We start from the raw sequence: 16,029 nt of genomic DNA, 5'->3' as shown, positions 1-16,029 counted from the left end.
AGGAACACAGATGTACAAATTAACCAAAGTGCTGTCCGCACTGGGGGCGACGCTTGCCCTGGCCGTACCGGCCCAGGCGGCCGACAAGGACCCGATCAAGATCGCGCTGATCCACGGCACGTCCGGGTCGAGCTTCGAGGTCTATTCCGGCCAGAGCGAAACCGGTTTCGAGCTGGGGCTGGAATACGCCACCGGCGGCACGATGGAGGTCAAGGGCCACCCGCTCGAGATCATCCACAAGGACACCCAGTTCAAGCCCGACATCGCCCGCACCCTGCTGGCCGAAGCTTACGGTGACGACGACGCGCTGATCGCGGTCGGCGGCACCTCGTCGGGTGTCACCGTCGGCATGCTGCCGATCGCCGAGGAATACGAACGCATCCTGATCGTGGAACCGGCGGTGGCCGACAGCCTGACCGGTCCGGATTCGAACCGCTACGTGTTCAAGACCTCGCGCAATTCCTCGATGGACGCGCAGGCGCAGGCGCTGGCGCTGAACCCGGGCGACGATCTTTATGTCGCGACGCTGGCGCAGGATTACGCCTTTGGCCGTGACGGCATCGCCGCGTTCAAATCGGCGCTGGAAAGCCGCGGCGCCCATGTGGTGACCGAAGAATACGTGCCCACCGACGCCACCGATTTCACCGCTGCCACCGAACGCATGTTCAACGCGCTGAAGGACAAGCCGGGCCGCAAGATCATCTATATCTACGTCGCCGGCGCGTCCGACCCGATGGGCAAGATCCTGGCGATGCAGCCGGAACGCTTCGACATCAAGATTTCGACCGGCGGCAACATCCTGCCCGCGCTGACGACCTACAAGCGGGTTCCGGGCATGGAAGGCGCGATCTATTACTACTACGAAGGTTACGACAACCCGGTGAACGAATGGCTGGTGAAGACCCATATGGAACGCTTCGACACGCCGCCGGATTTCTTCACCGCAGGCGGCATGGCGGCAGCGCTGGCCGTGGTCAAGGCGATCGAAACCGCCGAAACCATCGATGCCGAGGGGCTGATCGACGCGATGGAAGGCATGACCTGGGACACGCCCAAGGGTGAAATGACCTTCCGCCCCGAAGACCACCAGGCGCTGCAATCGATGATCCACTTCAAGATCAAGGTCGATCCGAACGTGGACTGGGCGATCCCCGAACGCGTCCGCATCATCGAAGCCAGCGAGATGGATATCCCGGTCGGCCGCAACAACTGAGCCCGCTTTCCATCCCTTCCCCCGGTCCGTCCTCCGCGGCGGGCCGGGTTCCCCTTGGACGACTTATCATGACACATCCATCGCTTCTCACCGAGGATCTGACGATCCGGTTCGGCGGGCATGTTGCCGTCGATGCGGTATCCTGCGCCTTCAACCCGGGCGAACTGACGGTGATCGTCGGCCCGAACGGGGCTGGCAAGACAACCTTCTTCAACATGATCTCGGGGCAGCTGATGCCGAGTGCTGGGCGGGTGATGAAAGACGGGATCGACATGACCCGTTTCCCCGCCTCGAAACGCGCGCGCCACGGGATCGGCCGGGCGTTCCAGCTCACCAACCTCTTTCCGCAGCTCAGCGTTTTGGAAAACATCCGCCTTGCCGTGCAGGCGCAGGCAGGCGAAGGGGCGCGATTCTTCCGCCCCGTGGGCCGGTTCACCGAACTGACCGCGCGCGCCGAACGTTACCTTGAGGCCACCAAGCTGCAAGCGGTGGCGCATCAACCCGCATCCGCCCTGCCCCACGGCGATCAGCGCAAGCTGGAAGTGGCGCTTCTGATGGCGATGGAACCCGATATCTACATGTTCGACGAACCCACCGCGGGGATGAGCCTCGATCACGCGCCGGACGTGTTGGACCTGATCGCCGAGATCAAGCACGACAAGTCGAAAACCGTGCTGCTGGTCGAACACAAGATGGACGTGGTGCGCGCCCTGGCCGACCGGATCATCGTTTTGCACAACGGCCGGCTGGTCGCCGACGGCGCCCCCGACGAGGTGATGTCGAGCCAGATCGTGCGCGATGTCTATCTCGGCACCGCCCCCGCGACGGAGGACGCCAGCGCATGACCCTTCTCAGCCTTCAGAACATGCAGACCAAGATCGAACAGTATTCGGTGCTGCACGACGTAAGTTTCGACGTGCCCGAGGGCGGCGTTTTCGTGCTGCTGGGCCGCAACGGTGCGGGCAAGACGACGACGCTGCGCTCGATCATGGGCCTGTGGAAACCCAATCCCGGTTCGGTCACCTTCCGCGATCAGGACATCACCGGGCTGCACGCGTCGGACATCGCCAAGCGCGGCATCGCCTTCGTGCCCGAAAACATGGGCATCTTCGGCGGGCTGACCGTGGCCGAAAACATGATCCTGGCCACCGCCAACGGCAAGTTCGACCAGACCCGGCTGGAACGCATCTACACCCTGTTCCCGGCGCTGAAGAAGTTCTGGGACAAGCAGGCGGGCACCCTGTCGGGCGGGCAAAAACAGATGCTGGCCGTATCGCGCGCCATTATCGAACCGCGCGAACTGATCCTGATCGACGAGCCGACCAAGGGGCTGGCTCCGGCCATCGTCAACGCGATGGCCGAGGCGTTCCGCGAAATTTCCGCAAACACCACGATCCTGCTGGTGGAGCAGAATTTCGAATTCGCGCGCTCGCTGGGCCGCGACATGGCGGTGATCGATGACGGCCGCGTGGTGCATCGCGGCACGATGGCCGATTTCGTCGCCGACAAGCCATTGCAGGACCGGTTGCTCAGCCTGTCCATGTTCGAGGAGGAAGCCGAATGACCGGGCTGTCCGAGCTTATTTCACGCGCAGGCGGGGTGTTCCTGCTGCCCGTCGCCATGGCGATTGTCGCCTTCATCCTGATCGGCGCGCCGTCCAGCTGGCTGACCCTGACGGTCGCCGGGCTGTCGATGGGGATGATGATTTTCCTGATGGCCTCGGGGCTCAGCCTCGTCTTCGGGCTGATGGACGTGCTGAACTTCGGCCATTCGGCCTTCATTTCCTTCGGTGCCTTCGTCGCTGCATCGGTTCTGGCGGCGCTTGGCGGCTGGCTGGGCGCCGACAGCGTGATGCTGAACCTGCTGGCGCTGACCTGCGCGCTGGCCGCCGCGATTGCCTTCGGGCTTGCCGGCGGCTGGTTCTTCGAGCGCGTCATCGTCAAGCCGGTCTACAGCGACCACCTGCGCCAGATCCTGATCACCATGGGGGCGCTGATCGTCGCCGAACAGATCATTCTGGCCTCTTGGGGCGGCGCGCCGCTGAACGTGCCGCGTCCGGCCTTCCTGGAAGGATCGCTGCTGATCGGCGACGCCTCGGTCGACCTTTATCGCCTGTTCGCCTTCGGCCTCGGCGCGCTGGTCTATATCGGGCTGCACCTGCTGCTGAACCGCACCCGGATCGGGCTGCTGATCCGCGCGGGCGTCGAGAACCGCGAAATGGTCGAGGCCTTGGGCTTCAAGGTCGACCGGCTGTTCATCGGCGTCTTCATGGTGGGCTCCGCGCTCGCCGCCCTGGGCGGCGCGATGTGGGCAGGCTACGAGACGCTGATCACCCCCTCGCTGGGGGCGGAACTGATGGTCGTCGTGTTCATCGTGGTGATCATCGGCGGGCTGGGATCGATCCAGGGCACTCTGCTGGGCGCGATCATGGTCGGGCTGGCGGATAATTACGTGGGCTTCCTGGCGCCGAAACTGGCGCTGGCGTCGACCATGATCCTGATGATGCTGATCCTGCTGTGGCGGCCCTCCGGGCTGGCCCCGGCGGTGAAATGAGGGGGCGGAGATGAAAGGGACTTTGACAGTCAAAACCGCGTCGCTGGCGATCTGGGCGGTACTGTTGTTCGCGCCGTTCCTGTTCCAGGACGTGCGCTCGATGGAAGTGGCCGCGCGCATCGCCGTCTTCATCGCGCTGGTGGCAAGCTACGACCTGCTGATCGGCTATACCGGCATCGTGTCGTTTGCCCATACCATGTTCTTCGGCTTCGGCGCCTATGGTGCGGCGATTTCGCTGAAACATATCGGCGCGGGCTGGGGCGCATTGGGCCTCGGCGCGCTGGCGGGCGTGGCGGTGTCGCTGGTGATCGCGGTGCTGATCGGCCTGCTGAGCCTGCGGGTGAAGGCGATCTTTTTTGCCATGATCACGCTGGCGGCGGCCTCGGTCGTGCTGGTGCTGGCGCAGCAATTGTCGGGGCTGACCGGCGGCGAGGACGGGATCACCTACAAGACCCCGGCAATCTTCAAGACCGCTGCAAAGCTGATGGTCGACGAGGACGGCAAGGTGGTGCGGCTGATGGGCGTGAAGCTGAACGGCAAGCTGGCGGCGTATTACTTCGTCTTCGTGACCGCCGCGCTGATGTTCTGGATGATGCTGCGGATCACCGGATCGCCGCTTGGCACCGTTCTGAAGGCGATCCGCGAGAACGAGGCGCGCGCCGAGGGCATCGGATACAAGGTCGTGGCCTACCGCACCGCGGTGTTCTGCATCGCCGCCGTCACCGCGTCGCTGGCCGGGTCGGTCTATGCGGTGTGGCTGAAATATACCGGACCGGATACCGCGCTGAGCTTCACCATCATGATCGACATCCTGCTGATGGTGGTGATCGGCGGCATGGGCACCATGTGGGGCGCGGTGATCGGGGCGACGGCGCTGGTGATGGCGCAATACTACCTGCGCGACCTGATGGAGGCCGCCTCGACCGCCGTGGCCTCCGTGCCGGTGCTGCCCGACCTGCTGGCCCCCGAACGCTGGCTGCTGTGGCTGGGGATCATCTTCATCCTCTTGGTCTATTTCTTCCCCTCCGGGATCGCCGGAACGATCATCAACAAGGGAGACGCGAAATGAACATGCCGCGTTCGGTTTTCCTGCCCCTGATGGGGCACGACATCCACGTGATGGAATGGGGCGATCCGTCCTTGCCGCCGCTGATCATGTGGCACGGGCTGGCCCGCACGGGCCGGGATTTCGACGAACTCGCATTGGCGCTGTCGGGAGATTACTTCGTGATCTGCCCCGACACGATCGGCCGCGGTTTGTCGAGCTGGGCCGATGCGCCCAATGAGCAATACGTCACCGCCTATTACGCCCGAATCGCGGGTGCGATGCTGGATCACTACGGCATCGACAAGGCGGCCTGGATCGGCACGTCGATGGGCGGGCTGATCGGGATGCATGTGGCTGCTGGGGAAAACGCCCACCGGATCAGCGCCCTGATCATCAACGATATCGGCCCGGAAATCCCCGATGAGGCGCTGGATCGCATCATCACCTATGCCCGCGAATTGCCGGAATTTTCCCGCATGGCCGAGGCCGAGGACTGGCTGCGCACGGTCTATGCCCCGTTCGGCCCGGCGCCCGACGGGTTCTGGCCGCGGATGGCGGAAACCTCGACCCGACGGCGCGACGACGGCAAGCTGACGCTGCATTACGATCCGCGTATCATCGACGCTCTGGAAGCGGTGCCCGGGCAATTGTCGAACTGGGCGTTCTATGAACGGATCACGGCGCCGACCCACGTGCTGCAAGGGGTGCAATCGGACCTTCTGACCGACGACATCCTGGCGCGCATGACCGATGCCGGCCCGCGCCCGGCTTCCAGCGCCTTCCCCGACTGCGGCCACGCGCCGACCCTGTCCAACCCCGAAGACGCCGCGCTGATCGCCAGCCTGCTGCAAAAACTGACAAGCTGAACCCCAAGGGCCGGTTACGACCGGCCCGCCCCGGGCCTGCGCAGCAGGAACACGATCGGAAAGGCCGCCAAGGTCAGGATCATCATCAGCACGAAATTGTCGATATAGGCGATCATCGCCGCCTGCTGCCCGACCAACCCGTCGGCGATGCTTGCCATCAGCGGCGATTGCTGCAGCAACCCGGGCAGCGTATCGCGCACCTGCGGCGCTGTGGCGGTCAGCTGCCCCGCCAGTTCCTCGTGATTGACCACCATCATCCGCGACAGCACGGCGGTGACCAGCGAAATCCCCACCCCGGACCCGACATTGCGCACCAGGCTGTACATCGCGGTGGCGTCGCCGCGAAAATGCGGGGCGATGGTGGCGAAGGTCAGCGTCGACAGCGGCACGAAGACGAAGCCAAGCCCGAAGCCCTGCATCACCCCCGAGGTGACGATCAGCCGCGCGTCCATCTGCGTTTCGAACCCGGACATGTCGTAAAGCGACCAAGCCGTCAGCGCCAACCCGATGGCGACCAGAACCCGCGGGTCGAAGCGCGACACCAGCCGCCCGACCAGCAGCATCGACAGCATCGTGCCGACGCCGCGCGGCGCCATCACCAGCCCGGTTTCGATCACCGGATATCCCATCAGCTTCTGCAGCAGCGGCGGCAGCAAGGCGAGGCCGGAAAACAGCGTCAGCCCGATGATGAAGATGAACACCAGCCCCATCACGAAATTGCGGTCGCGGAACATGCGCAGGTCGATGAACGGGTTATCCGCCATCAGGCAATGGATCGCGAAGGCCCAGAGCCCGGATACGACAAGCCCAAGGTAAAGCCAGATTTCCGCCGATTCCAGCCAGCCAACCGCCTCGCCCCGGTCGAACATCAGCTGCAGCGCGCCGATGCTGATCGCCAGCATCGCAAAACCGGTGAAATCGAAGCGGCGCGCCTTGGTGCTTTCCTTCGGCAGGAAGCTCATCACCCCGGCCAGCGCGGCCAGCCCGACGGGCAAGTTGATGAAGAAGACGTAGCGCCAGTTGAACACCTCGGTCAGGTAGCCGCCCAGCGTCGGCCCGATGATCGGGCCGACCATGATGCCCGCGCCATAGATCGCCATCGCCTGGCCGATCCGTTCGCGCGGGTTGATGTCGAGCAGAACCGCCTGCGCCAACGGGATCAGCACCGCGCCGAACAGGCCCTGGAAAACGCGGTAGATCACCATCTCGGGCAGACCGGTGGCAATCCCGCACAAAAGCGATGTCAGGGTGAAGCCGGCGATGGCCCCGGCGAAGACCCGGCGCCGCCCGATCACCTCTGCCGCCCAGCCGGTCAGCGGCGTGGCGATGGCCGATGCCACGATATAGGAGGTCAGCACCCAGGTGATTTCCTGCTGCGTCGCGCCCAGGCTCGCCGCCATATGCGGCAGCGCCACGTTGGCGATGGTGGTGTCGAGCACCTGCATCACCGTCGCCAGCATGATCGACGCGGTCAGCCACCCCGGCGCCGCCACCATGAGGTTGGGTTTCGAAAGGCCGGGATTTGACGGGGCGGGCGTGCTCACCGGAACGCGTCCAGCCGGGAATGGCCGGTATCGACCGCGACAGAGACGCTCATCCCGTCGCGCAGCGGTTTTTCCGGCGCGCCGTCGATCCGGATGCGCACCGGCACCCGCTGTACCACCTTGACCCAGTTGCCGGTCGCGTTCTGCGCCGGGATCAGCGAAAACTGCGACCCGGTCGCCGACCCGAAGCTTTCGACCCTGCCATGCAGGGTCACGCCGGGATAGGCATCGACGCCGATGTCGACCGGCTGTCCGACGGCGAGCCCGTCAAGCTGGGTTTCCTTGAAATTGGCCTCGACCCAGCTTTGCGAGGTGTCGACCAGTGTCGTGGCGGTGGACCCGGCGGCGAGGAACTGGCCCACGTTCAGGCTTTCGATCTGCGACACGGTGCCGAAGCTGGTCGCCCGGACGGTGGTTTTTTCCAGGTCCCGGGCGGCCGCGTCGCGCGCCGCGATGGCGGCGCGGACAGAAGGCATCGCATCGGTTTCGATTTCGGGATCGCCGTTCAGCGCGGTCGCCGCCGCGTCCAACTGGCGCTGCGCGATTTCCACCGCGTTGCGGGCCGACAGCATGGTCACCTTGCTTTGGTCCAGCTTGGCCATCGACCCGACGCCGCGCGCGGTCAGTTCCTGCTGCCGCTCCAGCTCGCGCTGCTGCACGTCGAGGATATTGCGCGCCGCCTCGAGCTGCGCCTTGGCGGTGGCATGGGCGGCGCGCAGTTGCGCCACCGACAGCCTTGCGGCGGCCAGCGTCGCCTCGGCCCGATCCAGCGCGATGCGGTAGGGGGTGGGATCGATTTCGAACAGGGCCGCGCCCTTTTCGATGGTCTGGTTTTCACCCACCGACACGCCGGTGATGCGGCCGCTGACATCGGGCGAGATCGAAATCATCGGTTGGTGGATATAGGCGTTGTCGGTTTCGACATAGCGCCCGCCGGTCACCCAGTAGCCGCCGCCGCTGAGCAGCAGCACCGCCGGCAGCATCGCCATCAGAAGGCGCCGCCGCCCGTGACCCTTGCGTGCCTTTTGGCCGGAATCCGACGGGGCCGTGTGTTCGCCGGGCTTTTTCGCGTCTGCGTTCATGTGCTTATTCCACCTTGTCCGGCAGCGTACCGCCGAGATTTTCGATGATCCTGGGAAGCGCGCGCTGCAACGCTTCGAGATCGGCTTCGCTAACGCCGTCGAAAGCGTCCGCGAAAACGGCCGCGCTGATGTCGCGCATGATCTCGGTCTTGCGTTCACCGGATTCCGTGAGAGCCACGATCTTCGCGCGGCTGTCGTCGGGATCGGTGTCGCGGCGGATCAGGCCCGCGGCGACCAGCCGTTCGGCCACGTCGCTGACCGTCATCGGCGAGGCCTTGATCGCCTCGCCAAGCGCGACCTGCCGCATCGCGCCCTTGCGCGCCAGCGTCCCGAGGAACCGCCATTGCATCAGCGTCAGCTTCTGCGGCCGCGCGGCGCTTTCAAAGCGCCGTCGCATCAGCAGGGTCGCTTCGTGCAGCATGGCGGCGATGTTTCTCATGGGCTCGTATCCTGTAGATTCGTACGAACCTATACTATACGGACCAATACTAATGGAAGAGCATTCCGCCCGGGCCGGGTTTCAGCCCGCGCCGTCAGGCCGCCAGGTCGCCGTCGCCGAAGCTTTCCACCCGGAACCGCTGCAGCGTCAGGTCCTCGGCCCAGTGTTGCCGGGGCAGGCCTGCCTTCTGCTTCAGAGAGGTCAGGAAATCGCGCGGATCGGGCAGGCTTTCCCACACCGCAGGCAGGAACAAGCCCCGCCGCCCGGCCGAGGACAGGATCAGCCCGTCGAGCCCCGGTTCGATCCGCGTCAGCGCGTCTTCCTCGCTGTAGACCTGCATGTCCTGCGCCTTGCTCAGCACCGCCACCTTGATCCGCAGCTCCGGCAATTCCCCGGCCGTCACCGGCATGAAACGCGGATCGCGGAAGGCCGCGCCGATGGCGTTTTCGGCCACGTCCCGCGCCAGCGCCCGGCGCGCGGCGACCGACCCGATGCAGCCGCGCAACTGGCCGTTCTGGGTCAGCGTCACGAAACTGGCCGCCCGGGTCTGCAACGGAATGGCGGCGCGGCCCGGATCGGCGGCGGCAGCGGGGCAGCCCGCCAGCCGCCCGGCAATCGCGTCATAGGCAAGCCCCAGCAGGTCGGCCTGCGCATCGCCATTCAGCATCGCTGCGTCGATCGGATAAAAGCCCCAGGCGCCGTATCCCACCACGCGGGATCGGTCGCCACTGGTATCGGCGCTGTCGCCCAGGTCCAGCCGCAACGCCTTGGCCCCCTGCCCGGCCCGCGACAACAGCCAGCCCTGTATGCCCTTGGCGCCGCAGGCGTGATACGGGGTCAGGTCCTGCCAATTGCCGGTTTCCAGCAACTCGGCGGTTTCGGCATCCTTTTCGCTGGCCTCCAACTGGGGCAGGAAATGGCTGAGGTCCGAGGACAGCACGAACAGCGTTTCCGGCCCGTCCAGCACGTCGATGGCCGCCGCGACCTGCTCGGCGGGCACGTCGCCGCAGACCAGCGGCACGATCCGCGCCTCGGGCCAGAGCGTGCGGATGAAGGGTAGCTGGGTTTCGATCCCGTGTTCATTGTCATGCGCAGCGTCTTCTTCATGCGCCAGCCCGGCGGCGTCCAGCGCCGCGCAGGCGTCGCGGTCGATCCGCAAAGCGCCGATCGGGGTCGCGAAGACTGCCTGCGAGGGGAAGGCGATGCCCCGGAACAGGTGCCGGTGCGACGGCGACAGCACCACAACGCGGGCGGGCACCCAGCCCACCGCGCCGAAGGACGCCCCGGCAAAACGCCCCGAATAGGGGTATCCGGCATGGGCCGACACGATGGCGCGCGCTTCGGCAGCCCCGGCGGGGGCTGCGGTTTCTGCGGATTTCAGATGCTCCGCCACGGCGGCGGACAGCGCGCCGCTTTCTGCGGGAAAGAACATGCCGGCGAAGCGGCAGCTGCGTTCGGACATTGTGACCTACCTTCGCGAGGCCCCTGTTACCGGGGCGATTGATCCCTATATAGTTTGTGATCACAAATTTTGGAGGGGTCAGCTTGAACACAGCACGTTTCTGGTCGTCCCGCCCCGAAGACGGGCGGCTCGTCTGCGAATTATGCCCGCGCATGTGTGCCCTGAAACCGGGCCAGCGGGGCCTGTGTTTCGTGCGCAAGGCCGAGGGCCAGCGCATCGTGCTCGACACCTATAACCGCTCGTCCGGGTTCTGCATCGACCCGATCGAGAAGAAGCCGCTGAACCATTTCCTGCCGGGCACACCGGTGCTGAGCTTCGGCACGGCGGGCTGCAACCTGGCCTGCAAGTTCTGCCAGAACCACGAAATTTCGACCAGCCGCCAGGTCGACAGCCTGACCGATTACGCCACGCCGGACATGATCGCCGAAGCGGCGGCAAATGCCGGCGCGGCCTCGGTCGCGTTCACCTATAACGACCCGGTGATTTTCCACGAATACGCCGTCGATATCGCCCAGGCCTGCCATGAGAAGGGAATCCGCAGCGTCGCGGTGACCGCCGGCTACATCTCGCCCGAGCCGCGCGCGGAATTCTTCGCCCATATGGACGCGGCCAATATCGACCTGAAGGCATTTTCCGAGGACTTCTATCACAAGCTCACCGCGTCCCAGCTGGCGCCGGTGCTGGATACGATCGACTACGTGGTGAACGAAACCGATTGCTGGGTGGAACTGACCACGCTGTTGATCCCGGGTTGGAACGACAGCGACCAGGAACTGACCGAGATGTCGGAATGGATCATGGACCGGCTGGGGCCGGACGTGCCGATCCATTTTTCCGCCTTCCACCCCGATCACCGGATGCCCGACGTGCCCGCCACGCCGCAGGAAACCCTGCTACGGGCGCGCGACATCGCCAAGGCGGCGGGGGTCAACCACGTCTATGTCGGCAACACCCATCACAAGGACGGGCAATCGAGCTATTGCGCGTGCTGCGGAGAACAGGTGATCGGCCGCGACTGGTACCGGCTGTCGGACTGGAACCTGACCGATGACGGCCATTGCCGCAGCTGCGGCACCGCTTTCCCGGGTGTGATCGACGGCCCGCCGGGCGACTGGGGCCGCAAGCGGCAGCCGATCCGCATCGGCTGATCCGCTACCCGTCCGACGTCGAGATATTCCTCTCCATCAGCCGCTGGAACAGCCGCGGCGACAGCCGGTTGATCCACCATGACAGCCGCGCAACCCGGCCCGCCGGAATCATCGGCGCGCCGCGCTTCATGCCGCGCAGGATCACCTTGGCGGCCTCCTCCGGCGTCATGTAATCCACCCCGTCCGTGGCCGAACCGGGGCGCGCGATGCCGTCCTCCTGCCGCTCGGCCCGGCCGATATTGGTGGCGACGAAGGACGGTGCCGCGATCTGCACCCGCACACCGTGGCGCGCCTCTTCCGAGCGCAGCGAGGAAAAGAAACCTTCCAGCGCATGTTTCGACGCGGCATAGGCGGTGCGGTGATAAAGCGGCGAAAACCCCGCGACAGACGAAATCGCCAGATGCGTCCCCCGGCTTTGCCGCAACGGGTCGAGGAAGTGGCGCGCCATCGAAATGGCGGCGAAATAGTTGATCTCGAACAGCCTGCGGTGGGCGGCGTCGGTCAGATCCTCGAAGGCGCCGATCTGGGTCACTCCGGCGTTGTAGATCACCAGGTCGATGCGGGGATTTTCCGCGATCACCCGGGCGCAGGCGTCATCCATCTGCGCCGGGTCGGTCAGGTCGCAGGTGATGGCCTGCTGATCCGGCGCGTCCTCGACCCCCGATATATCGCGGTCGAGCAGCACCACCTTCCAGCCCTCGGCCCTCAGCGCGGCGGAAAACGCCCGCCCCAGCCCCCCGGCCCCGCCCGAGATCACGGCGACCGGCGCACTCACAGCCCTGCCTCCCGGCACCACAGGTCGAACACCTCGGCGCTGGTCAGGTCCGGCGTGTAGCCGAAATCGCGCTTCAGCGCGTCATTGGCCAGCACCGGCCGGTATTGCAGGAAGCGCACCTGTTCGGGGCCGTAACGGCTCAATCGCAGCGGATGGGCCAGTGCCAGCGCCGCCCTGATCGCCGCAGCAGGGATGCGCCGCACCGGCTTGCCCAGCCGCCGCGCCAGATCGCCGACCCCCATCGCGCCGTCGCCCGCCACGTTATAGATGCCCGCCGGCCCGTCGGTCGCGGCGCGCAGCAGGATGCGGGCCAGATCGCGGGTCCAGATGAAGACGAAGGGGCTGTCCGAGCCGCGGATCGCCAGCAGCTTGGGCTTGCGGAACAAGGCGGTGATCTGGTTGTCGGTGCCCGCGCCCAGAACCGTGCCGACGCGCAGCACGACCTGTTCCAGTTCCGGGTTACTGTCGCGGGCCTCGGCCAGCATTTCCTCGACCTGCCGCTTGTGATCGGCATAGGCGAATTCCGGGTTGCCGCGCAGCGCATCGGTTTCGCGCAAGGGCACCGGGTTGTCGGCGTGATAGCCATAGGCCGCCCCGGACGAGGTCACCACCAGCCGCCGCACGCCGTGGGCCAGCGCGGCGTCCAGCACCTTGCGGCTGCCCTCGACATCGACGCGATAGGCCAGGTCGCGCCCCATCCCCGGCCCCGGCGTCACGATGGAGGCCAGATGCACGATCACATCCGGCCGTTCCGCCGCGATCACCCGTTCGGGCGCGGCGCCGGTCACGTCGAGCGGCACGAAGCGCACCCCCTCGGGCAGGTCATCAGGCGCGGCCAGATCGGTCGCGATCACCTCGTGCGGGCCCTGCGCCAGTTCCTTTGTCAGCGCGCGGCCGATCATGCCGCCCGCGCCGGTTATCAGGATGCGGCTCATCGGCGGGCCTCCGTCCTTGCCATCAGGGTCGACAGGCCGAACCCGGCGATGATGTGCCAGATCCCCCAGAAGGCCGCGACGATGGCCATGCCGCCAAGCCCGCCGAAATAGGCGAAGATCAGCACCAGCCCGAGGCCGGAATTCTGGATTCCCGTCTCGATGGTGACCGAGCGGCGGTCATAGGGCGACAACCGCGCCAGCGTCGCGGTGGCGTAACCGCCCGCGAAGGCAACCGCGTTATGGATCACCACCATCGCCGCGATCAGCCCGACGAATTGCAGGAAATACCCCCAGTTCGCCGCCAGCGACATCAGCACGAAGGCCACGAAGATGCCCATCGATATCCATTTCAGCGGCCCGCGCAGCCGCGCCGTGATATCGGGGCGCGCCACGTTCAGTGCGATCCCCGCCACCAGCGGCAGCAGCAGCATCAGCCCCACCGTGATCGCCACCGACACCGGGTCGATCGTGGTCTGCCGCAGCAGATCGCGGCTGGGGGCGTAAAGGCTGCCCCAGAAGGCGATGTTGAACGGCGTCAGCAGGATCGCGGCGGCGGTGGAAAACGCCGTCAGCGACACCGACAGCGCCGAATTGCCCCCGGCGCGATGGGTGAAGAAGTTCGACACGTTGCCCCCCGGGCAGGCCGCGACGAGGATCAGGCCAAGCGCGATCGAGGCGGCGGGCTGCATCACGCTGACCAGAAGGAAGGTCAGCGCGGGCAGCACCAGGAATTGCGAGGCAAAGCCCACGATCAGCGATTTCGGCCTGCGCGCCAACTGGCGAAAATCGCCCGGCGTGAGGTCGATGGCGACCGAGAACATGACGATGGCGAGAACCGCGTTGAGCAGGGTCAGCGCATCGGGGCTGAAATTCAGCCGTACCGCGTCGATCCCGGTCATGCCGCGGCCTTCCGGCCCAGGGCCTTGATCCAGCCGGTGACCGTCTTGCGATAGGTCGCCTTGTCGACGTAATAGGCCATCCGCGCGAGTTTGAGGTAGGCCATGCCGCCGGTCGCCCGGTCGAACCCGGCCGCCTTTTCCGCCCGCAGACGCTTGGCCGCGTCGCTGCCATCGCGCAGCCCGCGGATATAGCGCGCCACCATGTCGGCCTGTTCATGGCGCCCCTGCCAGCCCAAGCCGCTGGCCTCCAACATGCCCAGCACGAAGATATCGTCGCGTGCGGGGTGCATCGCGTTGAGGTAAAGATGCGGCGCGTCGCCCTGCCAGTTCAGCAGCTCGCGGTCGATGAACGGGTAATGCAGCTTGTAGCCCGTCGCGGCGAGGATCATGTCGTAATCGGCCTGCGATCCGTCCTTGAAATGCACCGTGTGCCCGTCCATCCGGTCGATATCCGGGCGCACCGTCAGGTCGCCATGCCCAGCGTGGAACAGCACCAGCGAATTCACCACCGGGTGGCTTTCGTAGAGCTTGTAATCGGGCTTGGGGAACCCGTATTTCGCCGGATCGCCGACAAACCATTTCAGGATCACCCCGTCGATCCGGCGCTTCAGCCACATCGGCAGGCGGATCGCCCCGCCCATCGTGTCGGCGGGTTTGCCGAAGACGTATTTCGGCACGAAGTAATAGCCGCGCCGCATCGACAGGTCGCAGCTTTGCCCGTGATGGATCGCGTCCACCGCGATGTCGCAGCCGGAATTGCCCGCGCCCACCACCAGCACCCGCTTGCCCTTGAACTGTTCGGGGCTGCGATAGGACGAGGAATGGATCAGCTCGCCGTCGAAATGGCCGGGGAAGCTGGGGAAATTCGGCTCGCTCAAGGTGCCGTTGGCGATCAGGACCCCGGCATAGATCGCTTCATGCTCGCCCCCGGCGTCTTTCCAGCACACCCGCCATCCGTCGCCGTCGCCGCCCAGCGGTTCGACCCGGGTGACCTCGGCCCCGAAACGGTAGCGGCGGCGCAGGTCGAAATGATCGGCGAAGTCGCGGAAATAGCGCGCCATTTCGCGGTGGCTGGGATATTCGGCCACCTCGTCGCGCATCGGGAAATCGGTGAATTCGGTCATCCGCTTGGATGAAATCAGATGCGCCGTTTCGTACATCGTGGACTTGCGCCCCTCGATGTCCCACAGCCCGCCGACATCGGAATGCAGCTCAAATCCCTGAAAATCGATGCCCTGCTCGCACAATACCTTCGCCGCGGCCAGGCCCATCGGGCCCGCGCCGATCAGGGCGAATTGGCCCCTCGTATCTATCATGTTATGTCTCCTCCCAAGACGGTCTTAGATTGAACCATTGTTCAAAATAATCAAGCCTCAACTGAGAATAGAAAACCGAATGAAAAAACAGCGACTTAGGGCACCTTCCAAGCGATCACTCGAAAGCCGGTCGCGGATTCTCGACGCGGCGGAGGCGGTTTTCGCGCGGGACGGATTCGAAGGCGCGAAAGTGCGCGACATCGCCGCCCTGGCCGAGGTTCCGCTGGGGCTGGTGCACCATCACGGCGGCGGCAAGGAGGCGCTGTTCCGCGAAGTGGTGGAACGGCGGGCGGCGGAATTGTCCGGCCTGCGCCTGGCTGCGCTGGAGCGCGCGCAGGCCGAGGGGCCGCTGACGCTGGAGACGGTGCTGCGCTGTTTCTTCCTGCCCTATCTGGAAAAGGCCGAGGGCAGCGATCCGCAATGGCTGGCCTATGCGCGGCTGGTGGCGACGGTGTCGGCCGATCCGGCCTGGGCGGATATTTCCGCCGATCTGTTCGACCCCACCGCGCAGCGCTTCATCGACGAAATCGCGGCGCTTCATCCGGCGGCCGGGCGGGCGGTGGCGGCCGAGGCCTTCGTCTATTCCATCGCTGCGCTGCTGGCCTTCCTGACGTCGCAGTGGCGGGTGGCGGCGCTGTCGGGCCAGGCCGGGGCGCGGGCGTCGTCCGAGGGGCTGGTGGCCTTCTGCGCCGCCGGCTGCGCGGCCCGGATCGCCCGGGGTGCCGAGGAAGGCAACGCTTAAACCGGTC

Annotated in this window: 16 protein-coding genes; 8 read left to right on the top strand and 8 right to left on the bottom strand. The window is 65.7% G+C overall.

Features of this window, described 5'->3' with window-relative positions; translation table 11 throughout:
- The first annotated feature begins 10 nt into the window (after positions 1–10).
- The 6 genes from GR167_RS16605 (at position 11) to GR167_RS16580 (ending at position 5,680) form a co-directional block, all read left to right on the top strand.
- The gene (locus tag GR167_RS16605; protein ID WP_160974846.1) at positions 11–1,213 is read left to right on the top strand and encodes a substrate-binding domain-containing protein; all 1,203 of its coding nucleotides are present in this window, start codon (positions 11–13) and stop codon (positions 1,211–1,213) included.
- Between the two features lie 68 nt (positions 1,214–1,281).
- The gene (locus GR167_RS16600) at positions 1,282–2,058 is read left to right on the top strand and encodes an ABC transporter ATP-binding protein (RefSeq protein WP_160974845.1); all 777 of its coding nucleotides are present in this window, start codon (positions 1,282–1,284) and stop codon (positions 2,056–2,058) included.
- Positions 2,055–2,777 (top strand): ABC transporter ATP-binding protein, encoded by a 723-nt coding sequence (locus GR167_RS16595; protein WP_160974844.1) that lies wholly within the window; start codon positions 2,055–2,057, stop codon positions 2,775–2,777. The genes GR167_RS16600 and GR167_RS16595 overlap by 4 nt, the downstream gene beginning before the upstream one ends.
- On the top strand, positions 2,774–3,766 hold the full coding sequence (locus tag GR167_RS16590; protein WP_160974843.1) for a branched-chain amino acid ABC transporter permease: 993 nt from the start codon (positions 2,774–2,776) through the stop codon (positions 3,764–3,766). The genes GR167_RS16595 and GR167_RS16590 overlap by 4 nt, the downstream gene beginning before the upstream one ends.
- Before the next feature lie 10 nt (positions 3,767–3,776).
- Positions 3,777–4,835 (top strand): branched-chain amino acid ABC transporter permease, encoded by a 1,059-nt coding sequence (locus GR167_RS16585; protein ID WP_160974842.1) that lies wholly within the window; start codon positions 3,777–3,779, stop codon positions 4,833–4,835.
- Positions 4,832–5,680 carry an alpha/beta fold hydrolase gene (locus GR167_RS16580; protein ID WP_160974841.1) on the top strand — a complete coding sequence of 283 codons (849 nt, stop codon included), beginning with the start codon at positions 4,832–4,834 and terminating at the stop codon, positions 5,678–5,680. The genes GR167_RS16585 and GR167_RS16580 overlap by 4 nt, the downstream gene beginning before the upstream one ends.
- Positions 5,681–5,694: 14 nt before the next feature.
- On the opposite strand, the gene GR167_RS16575 is transcribed toward GR167_RS16580, so the two are convergent.
- The 4 genes from GR167_RS16575 to amrB all read right to left on the bottom strand — a co-directional run bounded on the left by GR167_RS16575 (position 5,695) and on the right by amrB (position 10,207).
- Positions 5,695–7,224: a DHA2 family efflux MFS transporter permease subunit gene (locus tag GR167_RS16575; RefSeq protein WP_370741336.1), complete on the bottom strand. Its 1,530-nt coding sequence runs from the start codon at positions 7,222–7,224 to the stop codon at positions 5,695–5,697.
- The gene (locus GR167_RS16570) at positions 7,221–8,213 is read right to left on the bottom strand and encodes an HlyD family secretion protein (protein ID WP_160974840.1); all 993 of its coding nucleotides are present in this window, start codon (positions 8,211–8,213) and stop codon (positions 7,221–7,223) included. The genes GR167_RS16575 and GR167_RS16570 overlap by 4 nt, the downstream gene beginning before the upstream one ends.
- Positions 8,214–8,310: 97 nt before the next feature.
- Entirely contained in the window at positions 8,311–8,745 is a 435-nt protein-coding gene (locus GR167_RS16565; RefSeq protein WP_160974839.1) for a MarR family winged helix-turn-helix transcriptional regulator, read from the bottom strand.
- A 94-nt stretch (positions 8,746–8,839) separates the two neighbouring features.
- Positions 8,840–10,207, bottom strand: coding sequence for an AmmeMemoRadiSam system protein B (gene amrB / locus GR167_RS16560; RefSeq protein WP_160974838.1), 1,368 nt, complete (start codon positions 10,205–10,207; stop codon positions 8,840–8,842).
- 83 nt (positions 10,208–10,290) lie between these two features.
- On the opposite strand from amrB, the gene amrS reads away from it, so the two are divergent.
- Positions 10,291–11,355, top strand: a complete 1,065-nt coding sequence (amrS, locus tag GR167_RS16555) for an AmmeMemoRadiSam system radical SAM enzyme (RefSeq protein ID WP_212770012.1) — start codon at positions 10,291–10,293, stop codon at positions 11,353–11,355.
- Between the two features lie 4 nt (positions 11,356–11,359).
- Here the strand turns inward: amrS and GR167_RS16550 are convergent, their stop codons facing one another.
- Genes GR167_RS16550 through GR167_RS16535 form a run of 4 tightly spaced genes read right to left on the bottom strand, consistent with a single transcriptional unit; the run spans position 11,360 to position 15,280 of the window.
- A complete protein-coding gene (locus GR167_RS16550) occupies positions 11,360–12,130 on the bottom strand; it encodes an SDR family NAD(P)-dependent oxidoreductase (RefSeq protein ID WP_370741335.1) in 771 nt (256 codons plus the stop codon).
- A complete protein-coding gene (locus GR167_RS16545; protein ID WP_160974835.1) occupies positions 12,127–13,065 on the bottom strand; it encodes an SDR family oxidoreductase in 939 nt (312 codons plus the stop codon). Before GR167_RS16545 ends, GR167_RS16550 begins: the two co-directional genes overlap by 4 nt.
- Positions 13,062–13,964, bottom strand: coding sequence for a bile acid:sodium symporter family protein (locus GR167_RS16540; RefSeq protein ID WP_160974834.1), 903 nt, complete (start codon positions 13,962–13,964; stop codon positions 13,062–13,064). Before GR167_RS16540 ends, GR167_RS16545 begins: the two co-directional genes overlap by 4 nt.
- Positions 13,961–15,280, bottom strand: a complete 1,320-nt coding sequence (locus tag GR167_RS16535; RefSeq protein ID WP_160974833.1) for a flavin-containing monooxygenase — start codon at positions 15,278–15,280, stop codon at positions 13,961–13,963. The genes GR167_RS16540 and GR167_RS16535 overlap by 4 nt, the downstream gene beginning before the upstream one ends.
- Before the next feature lie 79 nt (positions 15,281–15,359).
- Between GR167_RS16535 and GR167_RS16530 the strand changes: the two genes are divergently transcribed.
- A complete protein-coding gene (locus tag GR167_RS16530) occupies positions 15,360–16,022 on the top strand; it encodes a TetR/AcrR family transcriptional regulator (RefSeq protein WP_160974832.1) in 663 nt (220 codons plus the stop codon).
- The last annotated feature ends 7 nt before the right edge of the window (positions 16,023–16,029 follow it).

Origin of the sequence: Thalassovita mangrovi, assembly GCF_009857745.1 — a bacterium.
In the GTDB taxonomy this organism is placed as follows: Bacteria; Pseudomonadota; Alphaproteobacteria; order Rhodobacterales; family Rhodobacteraceae; genus Thalassobius; species Thalassobius mangrovi.
Note: the sequence above shows the minus strand (reverse complement) of the source record. Positions and strands in the feature narration are given on the sequence as shown.